This is a genomic window from Myxococcus xanthus (assembly GCF_013116825.1).
Lineage (GTDB): Bacteria > Myxococcota > Myxococcia > Myxococcales > Myxococcaceae > Myxococcus > Myxococcus xanthus_B.
Genome location: NZ_JABFNS010000011.1, coordinates 13,294 through 30,306 on the forward strand (window position 1 = coordinate 13,294; position 17,013 = coordinate 30,306).

General features: G+C 69.7%; 10 protein-coding genes. 8 read left to right on the forward strand and 2 right to left on the reverse strand.

Annotated features, from left to right (window positions below):
- Positions 1-86 precede the first annotated feature (86 nt).
- The 7 genes from dhbC to mxcL are packed head-to-tail and all read left to right on the forward strand — an operon-like array spanning position 87 to position 12,192.
- A complete protein-coding gene (gene dhbC, locus HNV26_RS05030; RefSeq protein WP_171439476.1) occupies positions 87-1,331 on the forward strand; it encodes an isochorismate synthase DhbC in 1,245 nt (414 codons plus the stop codon).
- Entirely contained in the window at positions 1,328-2,974 is a 1,647-nt protein-coding gene (locus tag HNV26_RS05035; protein ID WP_171439475.1) for a (2,3-dihydroxybenzoyl)adenylate synthase, read from the forward strand. Before dhbC ends, HNV26_RS05035 begins: the two co-directional genes overlap by 4 nt.
- A 12-nt stretch (positions 2,975-2,986) precedes the next feature.
- Positions 2,987-3,886: an isochorismatase family protein gene (locus HNV26_RS05040; protein ID WP_171439474.1), complete on the forward strand. Its 900-nt coding sequence runs from the start codon at positions 2,987-2,989 to the stop codon at positions 3,884-3,886.
- Between the two features lie 60 nt (positions 3,887-3,946).
- A complete protein-coding gene (mxcG, locus tag HNV26_RS05045) occupies positions 3,947-8,287 on the forward strand; it encodes a myxochelin non-ribosomal peptide synthetase MxcG (RefSeq protein WP_171439485.1) in 4,341 nt (1,446 codons plus the stop codon).
- The gene (locus tag HNV26_RS05050; protein WP_171439473.1) at positions 8,284-9,636 is read left to right on the forward strand and encodes a class II 3-deoxy-7-phosphoheptulonate synthase; all 1,353 of its coding nucleotides are present in this window, start codon (positions 8,284-8,286) and stop codon (positions 9,634-9,636) included. The genes mxcG and HNV26_RS05050 overlap by 4 nt, the downstream gene beginning before the upstream one ends.
- A 16-nt stretch (positions 9,637-9,652) precedes the next feature.
- Positions 9,653-10,879, forward strand: a complete 1,227-nt coding sequence (gene mxcK, locus HNV26_RS05055; RefSeq protein WP_171439472.1) for a myxochelin export MFS transporter MxcK — start codon at positions 9,653-9,655, stop codon at positions 10,877-10,879.
- A gap of 38 nt (positions 10,880-10,917) precedes the next feature.
- Positions 10,918-12,192: a myxochelin B biosynthesis transaminase MxcL gene (mxcL, locus tag HNV26_RS05060; protein WP_171439471.1), complete on the forward strand. Its 1,275-nt coding sequence runs from the start codon at positions 10,918-10,920 to the stop codon at positions 12,190-12,192.
- Here the strand turns inward: mxcL and HNV26_RS05065 are convergent.
- Both HNV26_RS05065 and HNV26_RS05070 read right to left on the reverse strand, forming a co-directional pair.
- Positions 12,189-13,004 (reverse strand): siderophore-interacting protein, encoded by an 816-nt coding sequence (locus HNV26_RS05065; RefSeq protein ID WP_171439470.1) that lies wholly within the window; start codon positions 13,002-13,004, stop codon positions 12,189-12,191. The genes mxcL and HNV26_RS05065 overlap by 4 nt on opposite strands.
- Positions 13,005-13,169: 165 nt before the next feature.
- Positions 13,170-15,092 (reverse strand): membrane dipeptidase, encoded by a 1,923-nt coding sequence (locus HNV26_RS05070; protein ID WP_171439469.1) that lies wholly within the window; start codon positions 15,090-15,092, stop codon positions 13,170-13,172.
- Between the two features lie 529 nt (positions 15,093-15,621).
- Between HNV26_RS05070 and HNV26_RS05075 the strand changes: the two genes are divergently transcribed.
- Positions 15,622-16,959, forward strand: coding sequence for an ELWxxDGT repeat protein (locus HNV26_RS05075; protein ID WP_366816758.1), 1,338 nt, complete (start codon positions 15,622-15,624; stop codon positions 16,957-16,959).
- Positions 16,960-17,013 lie beyond the last annotated feature (54 nt).

Consider the following 17,013-nt stretch of genomic DNA (forward strand, 5'->3'; position numbering starts at 1 on the left):
GCCCACGCCTCTCCAGAAGTTGATAATGATTATTAGGATCCACTTCACAGCCTATCACCGAGGCGCCGCCATGTGGCGCCCTCTGCATGACGCCCGCTGAGCCGAAGGAACAGGAATACCCCATGGGACCGCAGACACTCGCCGCGCAGTTGCTCGAGAGCTACGAGGCTGGCTCTTCGTTCTTCTTCGCCACGCCGCGCCGCACGCTGCTGGCGCGCGGCACCTTCGCCACCGTGCCGCACCAGGGCGGCGCGGATACCCTGGCGCGGCTCCCCGAGCGCGTGACGGCGGTGCTGAATGACGCGCGCCAGGCAGACCACGACATCCCCGTGGCGGTGGGCGCGGCGCCCTTCGACGGCTCGGTGCCTGCACAGCTCGTGGTGCCGCTGACGCTCCAGCGCGCCGGGCCGCTGGTGTTCAACACAGACGTCCCGGTGCAGCGACCATTCAGCGCCAGCTACACCGTCCAACCGGTGCCGGAGCCCGCCGCGTACCTGAACGGCGTCGCGCAGGCGCTGAAGCTGATGCAGAGCGGGCCGCTCCAGAAGGTGGTGCTGTCGCGTTCGCTGCACCTCAACACCACCGCCCCCATCGACCTGCGGCAGCTGCTGCGCAACCTCGCGCAGCGCAACCCTTCGGGCTACACCTTCGCCGCCGATCTCCCCCAGAAGGATGGGACCCGCGGCGCGGGACTTCGCACGCTCATTGGCGCCAGCCCCGAGCTGCTCGTGTCCCGCTCCGGGTTCCAGGTGGTCGCCAATCCCCTGGCCGGCTCCGCGGCCCGCAGCGCGGATCCGCTGGAGGACCAGGAGCGAGCCGCCGCGCTGCTGAAGTCGCCCAAGGACCTGCACGAGCACGCGGTGGTCATCGACGCCGTCGCGGAGGCACTGCGGCCGTATTGCAAGACGCTGAACGTGCCCGCCGGTCCGTCGCTCGTGAACACCGCCACCATGTGGCACCTGTCCAGCCGCATCACGGGTGAGCTGGCCGACCCCTCCATCTCCTCGCTGACGCTGGCGGCGGCCATGCACCCGACGCCCGCGGTGTGCGGCTACCCCACGCGGCTGGCGCACGAGGCGATTGGCTCCATCGAGCCGTTCGAGCGCGGCTACTACACCGGCACGGTGGGCTGGTGCGACGCCACGGGGGATGGCCAGTGGGCGGTGACCATCCGCTGCGCGGAGGCCAGTGAGCGCACCCTGCGCATCTTCGCGGGCGCGGGCATCGTGGTGGGCTCCTCGCCCGAGTCCGAGCTGGCGGAGACCGAGGCCAAGTTCCGCACCATGCTCCACGCCATGGGCCTGGGCCACGGTGCCGGGGTGCAGTCATGACGCCCCCCGTCCTCCCTGGCTGCCCCACCTGGCCGGAGGCCTACGCCGCCCGCTACCGCGAGGCTGGCTACTGGCGCGGCGAGACGTTCGGCCAGCTCCTCCACGAGCGCGCCCAGCGTCACGGCGAGCGGACCGCGCTGGTGGCTGGAGATCGCCGCCTCACCTACGCGGACCTGGACGCCCGCGTCAGCCAGTTGGCCGCAGGCTTCCATGCGCTGGGCATCCAGGCTCGGGACCGGGTGGTGGTGCAGCTGCCTAACGTGGCCGAGTTCTTCGAGGTCATCTTCGCCCTCTTCCGCCTGGGCGCGCTGCCGGTGTTCGCGCTCCCCGCGCACCGCGCTTCGGAGATTGGCTACTTCTGCGCCTTCACGGAGGCGGTGGCCTACGTCATCGCGGACGAGCAGGCCGGCTTCGACTACCGCCCCCTGGCTGAGCAGGTGCGCGGCACCTGCCCGACGCTGAAGCACGTCATCGTCGCCGGTGACGCGGGCCCCTTCACGGCGCTGGGCAGCCTGTACGCCGCGCCCACGGCGCTGCCGCCGGGGCCCGCGCCCAGCGACGTGGCCTTCTTCCAGCTCTCCGGCGGAAGCACGGGCGTGCCCAAGCTCATCCCGCGCACGCATGACGACTACATCTACAGCCTGCGCGGCAGCGTGGACATCTGCCAGCTCGACGAGACGAGCGTGTACCTGTGCGCGCTGCCCGCGGCGCACAACTTTCCGCTCAGCTCGCCGGGCGTGCTGGGCACCTTCTACGCGGGCGGCACCGCGGTGTTGGCGCCCACCCCCAGCCCGGACACGGTGTTCCCGCTCATCGAGCGCGAGCGCGTCACCATCACCGCGGTGGTGCCGCCGCTGGCCATGGTCTGGATGGACGCGGCCAAGACGCGCCGGCACCAGCTCGCCAGTCTGCGGGTGCTCCAGGTCGGTGGCGCGCGCCTCAGCACCGAGGCGGCCATGCGGGTAAAGCCCACGTTGGGCTGCACGCTCCAGCAGGTGTTCGGCATGGCCGAGGGCCTGGTCAACTACACGCGCCTGGATGACCCCGAGGACGTCATCGTCAGCACCCAGGGCCGGCCCATCTCCCCGGACGACGAGATCCGGGTGGTGGACGAGGACGGCGAAGACGTGGCGCCGGGTGAGACGGGCCAGTTGCTGACGCGCGGGCCGTACACCATCCGCGGCTACTACAAGGCGGAGGCCCACAACGCGAAGGCCTTCACCGGCGACGGCTTCTACCACACCGGTGACGTGGTCCGCGTGACGCCCCAGGGCTACCTGGTGGTGGAGGGCCGCGCCAAGGACCAGATCAACCGGGGCGGCGACAAGATCGCGGCCGAGGAGGTGGAGAACCACCTGCTGGCCCACCCCGACGTGCACGACGCCGCGGTGGTCGCTGTTCCAGACGCGTTCCTCGGCGAGCGCACCTGCGCCTTCGTCATCGCGCGCGGCACGCCGCCGGCGCCCAAGGTCCTCACGGCCTTCCTACGCCAGCGTGGCCTGGCCGCCTTCAAGATTCCCGACCGGGTCGAGTTCGTCGAGGCGTTCCCCAAGACGGGCGTCGGCAAGGTCAGCAAGAAGGCGCTGCGCGACGTGCTCGCCGGCGCCCCCTCCTCCACTCCGGTTTCGCGCGCGACGCGCTGAAAGGAACTCCCAATGGCGCTCCCCGCCATCGCTCCCTATCCCATGCCCGGCGCCGCCGACCTGCCGAAGAACAAGGTCTCCTGGACGCCGGACCCGCGCCGCGCCGTGCTGCTCATCCACGACATGCAGCGCTACTTCGTGGAGGCCTTCACGCAGGGCCAGTCGCCCGTGACGGAGCTGGTCGCCAACATCCAGCGACTGCGGCAGCACTGCACGGCGCTGGGCATCCCCGTCGTGTACTCGGCCCAGCCGGGTGGCCAGACGCCCGAGCAGCGCGGCCTGCTGCTGGACTTCTGGGGCGGCGGCATCAACGGCGGACCGGACCAGAAGCGCATCATCGACGCGCTGACGCCGGCCGAAGGCGACATCCAGCTCACCAAGTGGCGCTACAGCGCGTTCCGCAAGACGGACCTGATGGACCAGATGAAGAAGCTGGGCCGCGATCAGCTCCTCATCTCCGGTATCTACGCGCACATCGGCTGCCTGCAGACGGCCAGCGACGCCTTCATGAGCGACGTGCGACCCTTCCTCATCGCCGACGCGCTGGGTGACTTCTCCCTGGCGCACCACCAGCTCGCGTTGAGCTACGCGGCCCAGCTGTGCGCCGTCACCACCACGACGCAGCAGGTGCTCGACGCGCTGGGCCCCGTCTCCACGTCCAGCACACTCACCCGCGAGCAGGTGCGCGCGGAAGTGGCGGAGCTGCTCCAGGAGTCGCCGGAGGCGCTGGGTGACGACGACAACCTGCTCGAGCGCGGAATGGACTCCATCCGGCTGATGACGCTGGTGGAGAAATGGCGGGCCGCTGGCGCGGAGACCACCTTCGTGGAGCTGGCCGAACGGCCGACGCTCGCCGACTGGTTCACGCTGCTCTCCCTGGGCAACACGCCCGCTTCCCGGAACGCCGCGTAGCTCCGCGGTGCGCGAGTCACCTCGCGCCCCTGACGCATGAACACACGGGAGTCCCTGGCGATGGGCGAAACACACGAAGCAGGTTGGCCGCTGTCCGCGGCCCAGCATGGAATCTGGGTCGGCCAGCAGATCGACCTCACGAGCGCCGTCTACAACGCGGGCGAGTGCATCGAGATCCGCGGGCCGCTCGTCGTGGAGCACTTCGAGTCCGCCTTGCGTCAGGCCATCGACGAGGCGGAGGCACTCCACGCGCGCTTCGTCTCCGGCGCCTCCGGCCCCGTGCAGTTCGTGCAGCCCCGCGCGTCCTGGCAACTGCACGTCGCCGACATCAGCCACGCGCCCGACCCCTGGGCCGTGGCCCAGGCCTGGATGCATGAGGACCTGACGCGCACGGTGGACCTGGGCCAGGGCCCGCTGTTCGCGGAGGCGTTGTTCAAGGCGGCGCCGGACCGTTACTTCTGGTTCCAGCGAGCCCACCACATCGCCCTGGACGGCTTCGGCTTCTCGTTGGTGGCTCGCCGCGTGGCGGACCTCTACACGGCCCGGGTGACGGGCAAGCCCGCCACGAACGGGTTCGGCTCGCTCCGCGCCGTCCTCGATGAGGACGCCGCCTACCAGGGGGGCGCGCAGCACGCCGCGGACCGCGCCTTCTGGGTGGAGCGCTTCACCCATGGCCCTACGCCCGTGACGCTCGCGGAGCCCGCGCCAATGACGCCGCGGTTCGTGCGCCAGACGTGGCACCTGTCGCCCTCGGGCCTGGATCGGATGCAGGCCGCCGCGAAGCAGGCCGGGCTCACGTGGCCGGACCTGGTGCTCGCGGCGACGGCGGCCTGGCTGCACCAGCACACCGGTGCGCCCGAAGTCGTGCTGGGTCTGCCGGTGATGAGCCGCCTGGGCTCGGCCGCCATCCGCGTGCCGTGCATGGCCATGAACATCGTGCCGCTGCGCGTCCCGGTGCGTCCGGACGCCGGCTTGTTCGCCATGGCCCGTGACGTGGCGGCGGAGCTCCGCGCCATGAGGCCGCACCTGCGCTACCGCTACGAGCAGCTTCGCCGCGACTTGAAGCGCGTGGGCGGCCAGCGGCGGCTGTTCGGCCCCGTGGTCAACATCATGCCGTTCGACTACGCCCTGCGCTTCGCGGGGATGCCGGCCTTCGCCCACAACCTCTCCGCGGGCCCCGTCGAAGACCTGTCCATCGGCATGTACGCCCGCTCCGATGGCAGCGGGCTGCGCGTGGACTTCGACGCGAACCCCGCCTGCTACAGCCCCGAGGTCCTGGACGCCCACCAGCGCGGCTTCCTCCAGTTGTTGGAGTCACTGGTGGCCTCGCCCGAGCAGCCCGTGCGCGCGGCGCCTGCCCCCGCGCGGCCCTCCGTCGTGGATGGCGGGCCCCTGCCGATTCCGCAACGGCCCGTGCTGGAACTCATCAAGGATCAGGCCCGTGCGCGGCCGGATGCCATCGCCGTGGAGCATGGCGAGCACCGCCTCACCTACGCGGCGCTGCTCCAGTCCGCCCAGGCGCTCGCGGAGCGGCTGCGGGCCGACGGCGCGCGGCCCGACACGTTGGTGGCCGTCTCACTGCCCCGGAGCATCGACGCCGTCGTGGCCACGCTGGGTGTCCTCTTCTCCGGCGCGGGATACCTCCCCGTGGACCCGTTCGGTCCCGAATCCCGGACGAAGGCCATCCTGGATGACGCCGCGCCGAGACTGACGGTGAGCAGCGCCGTGAAGGACCTCACGACCGGCATGCCTCCGCAGGCACCCGGGCAGCTCGCGGTGCACCGGCGCGCCGGCCCGGAGCTGCCGGCCACGGCGACCCAGTCGGGCGCGCCGCTGGCGTACGTCATCTACACCTCCGGCTCCACCGGCCAGCCCAACGGCGTGCAGATTGACCACGACGCCCTGGCCCACTTCGTGGCGGGCGCGACGTTCCGCTACGAGGTGACGCCCGAAGACCGGGTGCTGCAGTTCGCGCCGCTGCACTTCGATGCCAGCGTGGAGGAGATCTTCGTCTCCCTGTGCGCCGGCGCCACGCTGGTGCTGCGCACGGACGAGATGCTCCAGTCGGTGCCCCGGCTGCTCGAGGCCTGCGCCACCCATGGCATCACCCTGCTGGACCTGCCCACTGCCTTCTGGCACGAGCTGGCCTACAGCGTGTCCACGGGCGCGGCCCGGCTGCCGCCCTCGCTGCGCACCGTCATCATCGGCGGTGAGGCCGCCTTGCCCGAGCGCGTCGCCCGCTGGCGGGCCTCCGCCGGTCCCCAGGTCCGGCTGCTCAACACCTACGGCCCCACCGAGGCCACCGTGGTGGCCACCGTCGCCACGCTCAGCGGCGGGCCCGACGTGACGCCCGCCGGGGAAGCAGTGCCCATCGGACGCCCCCTGCCCGGCGTGCGCGCGGTGATTGCCGACGCACAGGGCCGCATCCTCCCCACGGGTGAGGAAGGCGAGCTCCACCTGCTGGGCGGCGCGCTCGCCCGGGGCTACCTGGGCCGCGAGGCGCTGACGGCTACGCGCTTCATCACGCTCGACGCCCTGCCGGGAAGCCCCCGCGCCTACCGCACGGGTGACAAGGCCCGGCTGCGCGAGGACGGCCAGATTGTCTTCGTGGGCCGCGTCGACGACGAGTTCAAGATCAGCGGCCACCGCATCGACCCATCCGAGGTCGAAACCGCGCTGCTCGGCCACCCGGGCGTGCGCGAGGCAGCCGTCGTCGGACAGGTGCTCTCCAGCGGCTCGCGCCGGCTGTGCGCGCACGTCGCCACCACGCAGCCCGCGCCCACCGTGGCGGAGCTGCGGCAGCACCTGCTGGGCGGCCTGCCTGCCCCCATGGTGCCCGGCACCTTCGTGTTCACGGAGCGGCTGCCACGCACCAGCACCGGCAAGCTGGACCGCGCCGAGCTGCGCCGCCTGCTGCCCACCGAAGAGGCCGCGACCACGACAGCGGAAACCACGGCCCTGGAGCGCGTGGTGCTGAAGGTCTGGGAAGAGGTGCTGGGCGTGGCGACGACGTCCGCGCAGGATGACTTCTTCGACCTGGGCGGCCAGTCGCTCCAGAGCATCCAGGTCGCCAACCGGCTCGGCATCGAGCTGGGCCGTGAGATTCCCGTCGCCACCGTCTTCCGCTACCCGACGGCGGCCGGACTGGCCCAGGCGCTGGAGCAAGGCACCAACGGCGCCTCCGACGCCGGGGGCCTCACCGAGAGCATGCTCGCTGACGCCGTGCTGTCCGAGGACGTCGTCCCCAAGCTCACGGTGGAGTCCGCCGAGCCCCCGCGGCTGCGTCAGGTCGTCCTCACCGGAGCCACCGGCTTCGTCGGGGCGCACCTGCTCCACCAGCTCCTGCGCCAGACGGACGCGCGCGTGGTGTGCCTGATCCGCGCTCGCGACGAGGCGCACGCCCTGGAGCGCATCCAGGCCGCGCTGGCGTCCCAACAGCTCTCCCCCAAACACCTGACGGAACGCGTAGTGGCGCTGCCCTCGGACCTCACCCAGCCCTGGCTGGGCCTGAGCCAGGCGCGCTTCCACGGGCTGGCCTCGGAGTGTGACACCGTCATCCACAACGCCGCCGTGGTCAGCGTGGTGCGCGAATACGGCAGCCTCCAGGCCGTGAACGTGCGCGGCACCCGCGAGCTGCTGCGCCTGGCCGCCGCGGTCCGCGCCAAGCCATTCCATTACGTCTCCACCCTCGCCGTGGCGCCGCAGACGGACCTCAGCCCCGACGTGCCGGAGGCCTTCGTGCCCGCGCACCCGGGCCTGCGCGACGGCTACCAGCAGAGCAAGTGGATCGCCGAGCGGCTCGTCGAACAAGCCGGAGCGCGCGGCCTCCCCGTGGCCGTGTACCGACTGGGCCGCGTGGTGGGGGCGCCCGACAGCGCCATCGTCAACCCACAGGACCTGGTGTGGCGCATCCTGCTGGCGGGAATCCCCGTGGGCGCGCTGCCCCAGCTCGACGTCGCCGAGGTGTGGACGCCCGTGGACTACGTGGCGGGAGCCATCGTCCGCATGGCGCGCGACGCCCGCCCGCCCACGGTGTTCAACCTGTGTCCCACGCCCGAGGTGAAGCTCCGTGAGCTGTTCGCGTGGGTCCGTGACTACGGCTACCCCGTGGAGTACTGCCCCGTGGGTGAGTGGCGCAACCGCGTGGCCGAGCGCGCCGGTACCGGGGAGAACCAATCCACGCTCGCCTTCTTCGACCTGCGCTCGGGAACGAACGTGCCCGCGTTTGGCCTGGGCCCCATCCGCTGTGAGCGGGTCCGTCAAGCGCTCGAGGGAACGGGCATCACCTGCCCGCCCGCGGACCGTGCGCTGCTGTACCGATACCTCGACTACTGCATTGCGCGGGGCCTGCTGCCGCCCGTGCCCGCAACCCGCCTTCCAACCGAAACGGCACTCCCGTGACGAACCCCACCTGGACGCCTGACTCCTGGCGGCACAAGCCCGTCAAGTACATGCCGGAGGACTATCCGGACGCGCGGGCCCTGGCCCAGACCGAGGCCGAGCTGTCCCGCCTGCCTCCGCTCGTCTTCGCGGACGAGACGCGCCGGCTCACCGCCAGGCTCGCCAAGGTCGCCGAAGGCAAGGCCATCCTGCTGCAAGGGGGCGACTGCGCGGAGAGCTTCAAGGAGTTCACCACCGACAACATCCGGGACACCTACCGGCTGCTGTTGCAGATGGCCATGGTGCTGACCTTCGCCGGCAACCGGCCGGTGGTGAAGGTGGGCCGCATCGCCGGGCAGTTCGCCAAGCCGCGCTCCAGCCCCATGGAGACGCTGGGCGGCGTCACCTTGCCCAGCTACCGCGGAGACATCATCAACGGCATGGAGTTCGACGCCCAGGCGCGAACGCCAGACCCGCGCCGGCTGCTCAAGGCCTATCACCAGTCCTCCGCCACGCTGAACCTGCTGCGAGCCTTCGCCCAGCGCGGCTACGAGGAGCTCGCCGACCCCCAGCGCTGGCCCCAGGGCGGCATCAACCGCTTGCTGGCGGACCGCATCCTCGAATCCCTGTCGTTCATGCGGGCGCTGGGGGTCAACCCGGAGCCTCGCAGCAGCTCCAATGCCATTGACTTCTTCACCAGCCACGAAGCGCTGCTCCTCAACATGGAGGAGGCCATGACACGCGCCGAGCCCGACGGCAGCGGCTGGTACGCCGCGTCCGCGCACATGCTGTGGGTTGGCGAGCGCACCCGCCAGCTCGACGGCGGCCACGTGGAGTTCATGCGCGGCATCCAGAACCCCATTGGCATCAAGTGTGGCCCCACCATGGAGCCCGACGAAGTGCTCCGGCTGATGGACCTCCTCAATCCCCAGGGCATCCCGGGCCGCATCACCCTCATCGGGCGGTTTGGCGCGGACCGGGTCGCGGAACGGCTGCCCCGGCTCATGGCCGCCACGCGCCGGGACGGGCGCCCCGTCATCTGGACCATCGACCCGATGCACGGCAACACCCACAGGGCCGGCAATGGCTACAAGACGCGCTCCTTCGACCGCATCCTCACGGAGGTGTGTGGATTCATGGACGCCGCCGCCGCGGAAGGCGTCCACCCGGGGGGCCTGCACCTGGAGATGACCGGGCAGAACGTCACCGAATGCCTGGGCGGCCCCCAGCCCGTGACGGAAGACGACCTCTCCAGCCGCTACCACACCCACTGCGATCCGCGCCTCAACGCGGACCAGGCCCTTCAGTTGGCCTTCCTCGTCGCCGAATCCATGCCGTCCCTTCGCACGCACGAAGCCCGTGCGGCCTGAATCGCTGGAGCCTTTCGTGACCGCCTCGTTCACACCGCGACAGGAGCGTCTGCTCATCCTGCTGCTGGCGGGCGTACAGTTCACCCACTTGCTGGACTTCATGATCGTCCTGCCGCTGGGTCCAGAGTTCATGCGGCTGTTCAGTCTGTCAGCCGCGCAGTTCGGAACGTTGGTGTCCTCCTACACGTTGGCCTCCGCCGCCATGGGCGTGCTGGGGCTCGCGTGGGTCGACAGGTTTGGCCGCAGAAGCACGTTGCTGGTCATCCTGGGAGGGTTCATCACAGCCACGCTGGCCTGCGGCGCGGCGCAGAGCCACGCGTGGCTGCTGGTGGCCCGGAGCATCGCTGGAGGATGCGCGGGCCTCATGGGCGCGGTCATCATGTCCATCATCGCGGACACCATCCCCGGTGAGCGCCGGGGCCAGGCCATCGGCACGGTGATGTCATCGCTCGGGTTGTCCGCGGTGGCGGGCGTTCCCCTGAGCCTGGGCATGGCCAACATGCTCGGCTGGCGCGCCCCCTTCTGGGCCATTGGCATCCTCGGGGCGCTCCTGTGGTTCGGGCTGCTCGCCGTGCTTCCGCGGCTGGATGCCCATGTCACCACGGATTCGGGGCGTCAGGCGCCCTCCGTCACGGCGCTCTTCACGCCGGGCTTCGCGCTGGGCTGGCTGCTGACGTTCAGCGTCGCCTTCTCCAGCTTCTTGCTGATTCCGTACCTGAGCGCGTTCATGGTCGGGAACCTCGGGCTGAAGCAGACCGACCTGACCTGGGTGTACCTGGCTGGCGGCGCCGCCACGCTGCTCGCGGCGCGTCAGGTGGGCCGCTGGGTGGACCGGTTTGGCCCCGCCCGGGTGCTCGGGCTGCTGCTGGTGGGCACCATGGTGCCGCACCTGGGCTTCACGCACCTTCCCGCCGCTCCGCTGCCGGTGGTGATGGTCGCCTTCGTCCTCTTCATGTCCCTGACGTCCACGCGGCCCATCCCCACCATCGCGTTGATCTCCTCGAAGGTACCGCCGCCGCTGCGCGGGCGGTACATGGCCATGAACATGGCCGCCAGTGACGGCGCCTCCGGGCTCGCGGCGTGGGCCAGCGGCTTGATGCTGGCCACCACGCCTGGCGGTGAGCTGGTGGGCTTCGGAGTGGCCGGATGGCTCGCCGTGGGCGTCACCACCGCCTCGCTCTTCATCCTCTGGACCTTTGGCCGTCGCGCCGTCCCGCTCAACGCGGCACCCACGCCTCGGTGAATCGCAGCCTCCGTCTCGACACACAGAAGGAAACGTCCATGGACACTCCCGTCAAGAAGCACCCTTCCCTGCCGCGTCCCATCCCGGGCGAGCTGAAGCTCGACCGCTCCAACCAGCTCCTCGCCGAGGCGCGGCGGCTGGTCCCCGGCGTCACGCAGTCCATGATGAAGCGCCCGGAGATGTTCGCGCTCGGCGCCTTCCCCGTGTTCCTGGCCAAGGGCAAGGGCGCGCTGGTGGAGGACGTGGACGGCCAGGAGTACATCGACTTCATCGGCGGCCTGGGCGCCAACATGCTGGGCCACAATGACCCGGCCGTGGTGAACGCCATCCGGGAGCACCTGGAGGAAGGTGTCCTCCACTCGCTGCCCACGCCGGTGGAGGTCTCCGCCGCCCAGACGCTGGTGGACCTCATCCCCGGCGCGGAGATGGCGCGCTTCTTCAAGACGGGCGCGGATGCCACGTCCACCGCCGTGCGCCTTGCGCGCCACATCACCGGCAAGCAGAAGATCATCACCGTCGGCTACAACGGCTGGCACGACCACTTCATGTTCGACACGCCGGGCGTCCCGCCCGCGCTGGCGGCGCTGACCCTCCGGATGCCGCTCTTCACGCCCCCGGACGAGCCGACCCTGCTGGCCACCATCGAGAAGAACGCCAGCGAGCTCGCCCTGGTGCTGCTGTCGGTGCCCTACAACCGGCCCCTCACCCCGGCCTTCCTCCAGCAGGTGCACGCCACATGCACCGCGAACAACGTCCTGTTCGCCCTGGACGAGGTCGTCACCGGCTTCCGGCTCGCCGTGGGCGGCGCCCAGGAGTTCTTCGACGTCCGCGCGGACTTCGTGACGCTCTCCAAGAGCATCGCTGGCGGCATGCCGCTGTCGGCCATCGCCGGTCCGGCAAAGCACCTGAGCCGCCTGAGCGAGCTCCAGGTGTCCACCACCTTCGGCGGTGAGCTGCTGTCGCTGTACGTGTGCGAGGCGGTGCTGAAGGGCTACCGGGATGGCGCCTACATCCAGCACCTGGCCCGTCTGGGCCGCAAGCTGCGCGAGGGCGTCAACGCCCAGGCGGAGGCCGCGGGCTCATCGTTGCGCGTGATTGGCTACGACGCGATTCCCTTCTTCCTGTTCGCCAAGGACCCGGCGGAGCACGCGAAGCAGATGCAGCCCTTCCAGGCGGGCATGGCCCGCCGGGGCATCCTGCTGCGCCGCGACGTCACCTTCCTCAGCACGGCGCACACGGAGGAGCAGATTGACTACGCCATCGAGATGACGGGCGAAGTCCTCCGCTCCCTCGCGCACCCGGCGGCGGCCTAGCCCTTCGAGTCGTGGTGGTCCGAGGTGCCGCGCTTCCAATAGCCCGTCACCCGGACCCAGCTCTTGTTGGCGCCACGCTCGTTGATGAGGTGGTCCTTGATGGGGCGCACGGTGTGCGCCTCACCCGCCACCCAGGCGAAATAGTCCCCTTCGGGGAACTCCAGCCCGCGGATGGCCTGCTGCAGCACGTCCGAGTGCCCCGCCTCCACGCCGTTGCGGTGCAGCCACGTCACCGTCGCGTTGGCGCGGGTGGTGAACTGCTGCTCCTCGGACGCGTCCGGGACTTCGCAGAACACGATGGCGCGCGTCCCCTCCGGCAGCTCCTCCAGGATGCGGCCAATGGCCGGCAGTGCGGATGGGTCGCCCGCGAGCAGGTACCAACTGAAGTCCTGCGCCACGAACGTGGAGCCGCGCGGCCCCCCCACGGCCAGCAGGTCACCCACCTGCGCCTTGCTCGCCCACGTCGTCGCGGGCCCCGTGCCGTGCACCACGAAGTCGATGTCCAGCTCACCCGCCGCGGCGTCATACCGGCGCGGCGTGTAGTCACGCGCGTCCGGCTTGCGCTCGCCTTCCTTCAGCACCAACCCCGTGGGCGTCACCGTGGGGATGACAGGCATGCGCTTGCCCTCCTCCGGGAACAGCAGCTTCACATGGTCGTCCGCGCCGGGGCTGTAGAAGCCCTCCAGGTCCTCGCCCGCCAGGGTGATGCGGACCATCTGCGGCGTCACCCGCTTCACCCGCTTCACCTCCAAGAGGCGGAACTTCACGGGGAACGGTCCCCGCCGATAGACACGCTCAGTCGTCGTCGTCACGAACGCTCCAGTTATCGATATTGACTATCATTTTCGATACCATGAAGCCCCCAGGCGGGCAACGAATGAAGGGGCCCCGCGGTGGCCGCCGCTCAATGAACGGCCAGCCGCGGGGACGTCTGGCATGTGGGTTGACACGGCTTGCTCACATGCCAGCAAGCGACCTCATCCGCAGGTCAGGGTCCACCGGCAGTTGTTGGACAGGCACTCCCGGGCGCTGCCGCAGATGGCGCCCTTGGCCTTCTTGTTCTGACACTTGCCGGCGTTGAGCCCCCAGCCGCAGTACTGGGTGCTGGCGCAGTCGCTGTCGGTGGAGCAGGTGGAGCTGGTTGGATACTGGGCCGCGCGGGTCTCCTTCGGCACGTAGGCCGCCACACCGCTGGTGTCGATGTCCCCTGCGCTGTCCGCCATGCCGGTGCGCGTGCCGGTGGCCCGCTCCCACATGCGGATGAACGTCTCGGACGAGCCCTCCAGGCCCGTGGTGTTGACGCCGAGCTGCTTCAGGTCACGCACCACGTCCGGCAGCAGGCCCACGTGGGCCAGGCCGTAGTTGTCGAAGTCCGTGCCCAGCGGCGGCGGGCCAGCGGAGAGCTGCTGCTGGGCCTGGAACGCCGCCTCCGCGGCGAAGCCGGCCGAGCAGGCGCCGTGGGGGCCGAACCGCGGGCGGGTCTGCTGGATGAAGCCGTTGAGGTCCGCGCCGAAGCCCATGTTCACCTTGAGGCCCAGGCGGCCGAATTCGTAGGCCTGCGCCAGCGAGCGCGTGGAGCCCTGGCAGTTGTTGGCGACCGGCGTGCGGGTGTAGTCGCGCGTCTCGTCGTGCGCGGTGCGCAGGCCGAACATGCCGCCCGTCTGGCGCAGGTAGCGGATGATGGACGCGGGCGTCGTCTTCTCGTTGGCGGCGAGCCCCGGGTGCATCACCTCACGGAAGTGACCGTGGGAGATGTACATGGGGTAGTAGTTGCGGCTCTGGGCGATGGCGAACGTGTCGTCCACGGAGCGCTCGGACATGTGCGCCACGTCGACGAGCATGCCCTTGTTCATCATCTCCGCGACCAGCGCCCGGCCCTCGGACGTGAGGCCCTTGGTGTTCTTGCAGTTGGCGTCCACGTCGAAGCCCAGCGTGAAGCCGTTGCCCGTGAGGCCACAGTCGGTGTCCACGTGGCAGTTCTCCAGGAACTGCGAGACCTGGAAGATCGCGTTATGGGGCGCCGCGCCGCCGAAGCGGTTGTCCAGTTGGTGCACCGGCTGGATGGAGCGCACGCCCAGCGAGTAGACGCGGTTGAGCTCGGACTGCCAGTTCTTGGTGCCGAACAGCTTGCTCGACTCGATGGAGAGCACCATGGCCAGCTTGCCGGAGGCGATGATCTGCCGCGCGTGCGCCGGCGACAGCGCGATCTCCGCCCACGGCGTGCGAGCGTCGAAGTCACGCGCCATCTGCAACTGCACGTCCACGTCCACCATCTCGTCACATGGGCGCTTGATGTTCTGGTACGGCAGCGCCTTACAGAGGAACTCGTTGCTCACCAGGGAGATGGTGACCAGGGACAGGCCTCCCTGATGCGCCTGCTGCAGCCAGCCCTCCCAGGCCTGCTGATGCGCGATGGTGTCCCAGCGTGGCCACTGCGTGGGCACGCTCATCCGGCCCAGATGGAGACCGGTGTCACCCTCCGTCCCTTCGATCTCGCCGATGATTTCCGACGCCACCGCGCCGCCCACCCCGAACATCTGCGACAGCACCGGCACGCCGCTCAGGTTGATTCCGCCCGCGTTGGGGCACACGTTGAGCATGGAGCCCAGGTCCATGCGAACGCGCGCGTGGTCGCTCTCCGGAAAGCCTCCGTCACAGCTCACCAGGGAGCCGTTGTGCTTGCCGTGGAACCAACCACCGCCAAACGCCTCCTCGGCGAACATGTGGTGGTGCATCTCCGCGAAGCCAGGAACCGAGACGGGCTGTGCGGCTTCGCCCGTCGCGGACTCCTCGACAGGCAGATCTTCATCCGTGGGTTGGCACCCCTGGCTCAGCGCCATGACGGACATGAGGGAGAGGGACAGGAAACGCCGTGGGGCTGCTCCGATACATCGCTGCATACAGTGCACCTTTCCGGTACCGCGGGGAGGTGCTCTCGAAGTACCAGGAGCGTGTCCTGTTTTTCAATGCTTCCAAGTTTTTCTCGGCAAGCAAAACAGACAGGCGTCACGCGGCGAGTCGGTGTGAAGCGTCACGTTACAACCGGCGTTCAGGCCCAATGAGTGGGTGGGGCAAGCTCCCACCATCCACCGAGGCACTGTGTCCGCGCGGAGATGGCGTTCGCCCCCGTCTGGCTTTGGTGAACAGGTGCCACGCGGAATCGAGGACGCCCCCTGGCAGTGGCGCTCCGCCACGCATACCGATGGCGAGGGGCCGGCGACCCGAGGGCGTGGGGGAACATTCATGCGTGCATGGCGTTTGTTGGTGGGAGTCTGGTTGTTGGCAATGGGATGCGGGGAATCCCTCCCGGAGGACTCACTCTCGGACACGGATGCCCCCGAGACGGTCTCGGCTCAACGGGCAAACAGGCATCCCGGGCTCGGCCCGGCTTCTCTCCTGAAGGATCTCTACCCGCCGCCCGAGGATCCGGTGCCTGGTCCATTCGGCGGCCCCGCGCCCACGGACCTGACGTCCTTCCGGGGTCGGCTCTTCTTCTCCGCTTTTGACTTCGAGGCAGGCAAGGGCGCCCTTTGGCGCAGCGAAGGAACGAGCGCGAGCACCGTGCCGGTGAAGCACCTGGTGGACCCGCCCGGACGGCTGACGGTGGTGGACCAGAAGCTCTTCTTCACGGGGGGCTTCAGCGAGGAGCACGGCGCCGAGCTGTGGGTGAGCGATGGCACGACCGCTGGCACGCGTCTGATCAAGAACCTCCGCCCGGATTCCGGTTACACGATCCTGGAGAACTTCATCGCGGTGGGCGACACCCTCTTCTTCTTCCGGGTGGTCCGCCCGGCCATCATTGCCGCCGGCAGCGTGGAGCTCTGGCGCAGCAACGGCACCTCCGCGGGCACGGTGCGCGTGAAGGACCTGGGTCCAGAGGACGCCGTAAACGGTCCCCTGGACGTGGCGAGCGTCGGCAACCGCCTCTTCATGAGCCTCGGCATGCCTGAGACGGGCACGGAGCTTTGGGTCAGCGACGGCACCTCTGCGGGAACCCGCCTGGTGAAGGACATCCTCCCAGGCACGGGCTCGTCGTTTCCGCGGCATCTGACTGCCGCGGCGGGCATCCTCTACTTCTCCGCCGACGACGGCGAGCACGGGCGCGAACTGTGGCGCAGTGACGGCACGGCCCGGGGCACGGAGCTCGTCGAGGACACCCGGCCTGGACCCGAGGGTTCGGAGGCGCAGCCCATCACCGTCTTCAAGAAACGTCTCTACTTCGCGACGTTCACCCCTGGCTATACCGCGACCGAGCTCCGCAAGCTGGATCCAGACCCGAGTTGCCACCCACGCTCGAACCGGGTCGCGGTCATCCCCAACCCGTACGCGAACTCACCGCGCGAGTTCTTCATCTTCGTGTCCTCGTTCACGGCGACCGATCGCAAGCTCTACTTCACGCTCTTCTACGATATCGGCAGTCCCGCCCCGTTCGATGTCCAGCTGTGGAGGACGGATGGCACCACGCAGGGCACGAAGCTGCTGTACCAACCGCTCATTGTCTCCCCGGACCTGCGAGTGCCCACGCCCGTTCCCACGGATGACGGCCGAGTCGTCCTCTACGCCTACGACACCGCCCACGGCCACGAGCTGTGGGTGAGCAACGGACAGCCAGGAGGCACCCGCCTGCTCCAGGACATCCGCCCCGGGCCCGCATCCTCCTATCCGCAAGACCTGATCCGCGCGGGCGAGTTCATCTACTTCACCGCGCAAGATGCGGTGCACGGACGGGAGATCTGGGTGCTGCCCGTTCCTCCGGACAGGAAGTGACCTCCAGCGCAGGCGATGAGCGTGTCTGCCTCATCACCTGCGACAGGTGGACCT

Bases quoted from the DNA above. Each gene is read 5' to 3' on its own strand.
- HNV26_RS05035 (WP_171439475.1), top strand. From the start codon at position 1,328: ATGACGCCCCCCGTCCTCCCTGGCTGCCCCACCTGGCCGGAGGCCTAC.
- HNV26_RS05040 (WP_171439474.1), top strand. From the start codon at position 2,987: ATGGCGCTCCCCGCCATCGCTCCCTATCCCATGCCCGGCGCCGCCGAC.
- dhbC (WP_171439476.1), top strand. From the start codon at position 87: ATGACGCCCGCTGAGCCGAAGGAACAGGAATACCCCATGGGACCGCAG.
- mxcG (WP_171439485.1), top strand. From the start codon at position 3,947: ATGGGCGAAACACACGAAGCAGGTTGGCCGCTGTCCGCGGCCCAGCAT.
- mxcL (WP_171439471.1), top strand. From the start codon at position 10,918: ATGGACACTCCCGTCAAGAAGCACCCTTCCCTGCCGCGTCCCATCCCG.
- HNV26_RS05070 (WP_171439469.1), bottom strand. From the start codon at position 15,092: ATGCAGCGATGTATCGGAGCAGCCCCACGGCGTTTCCTGTCCCTCTCC.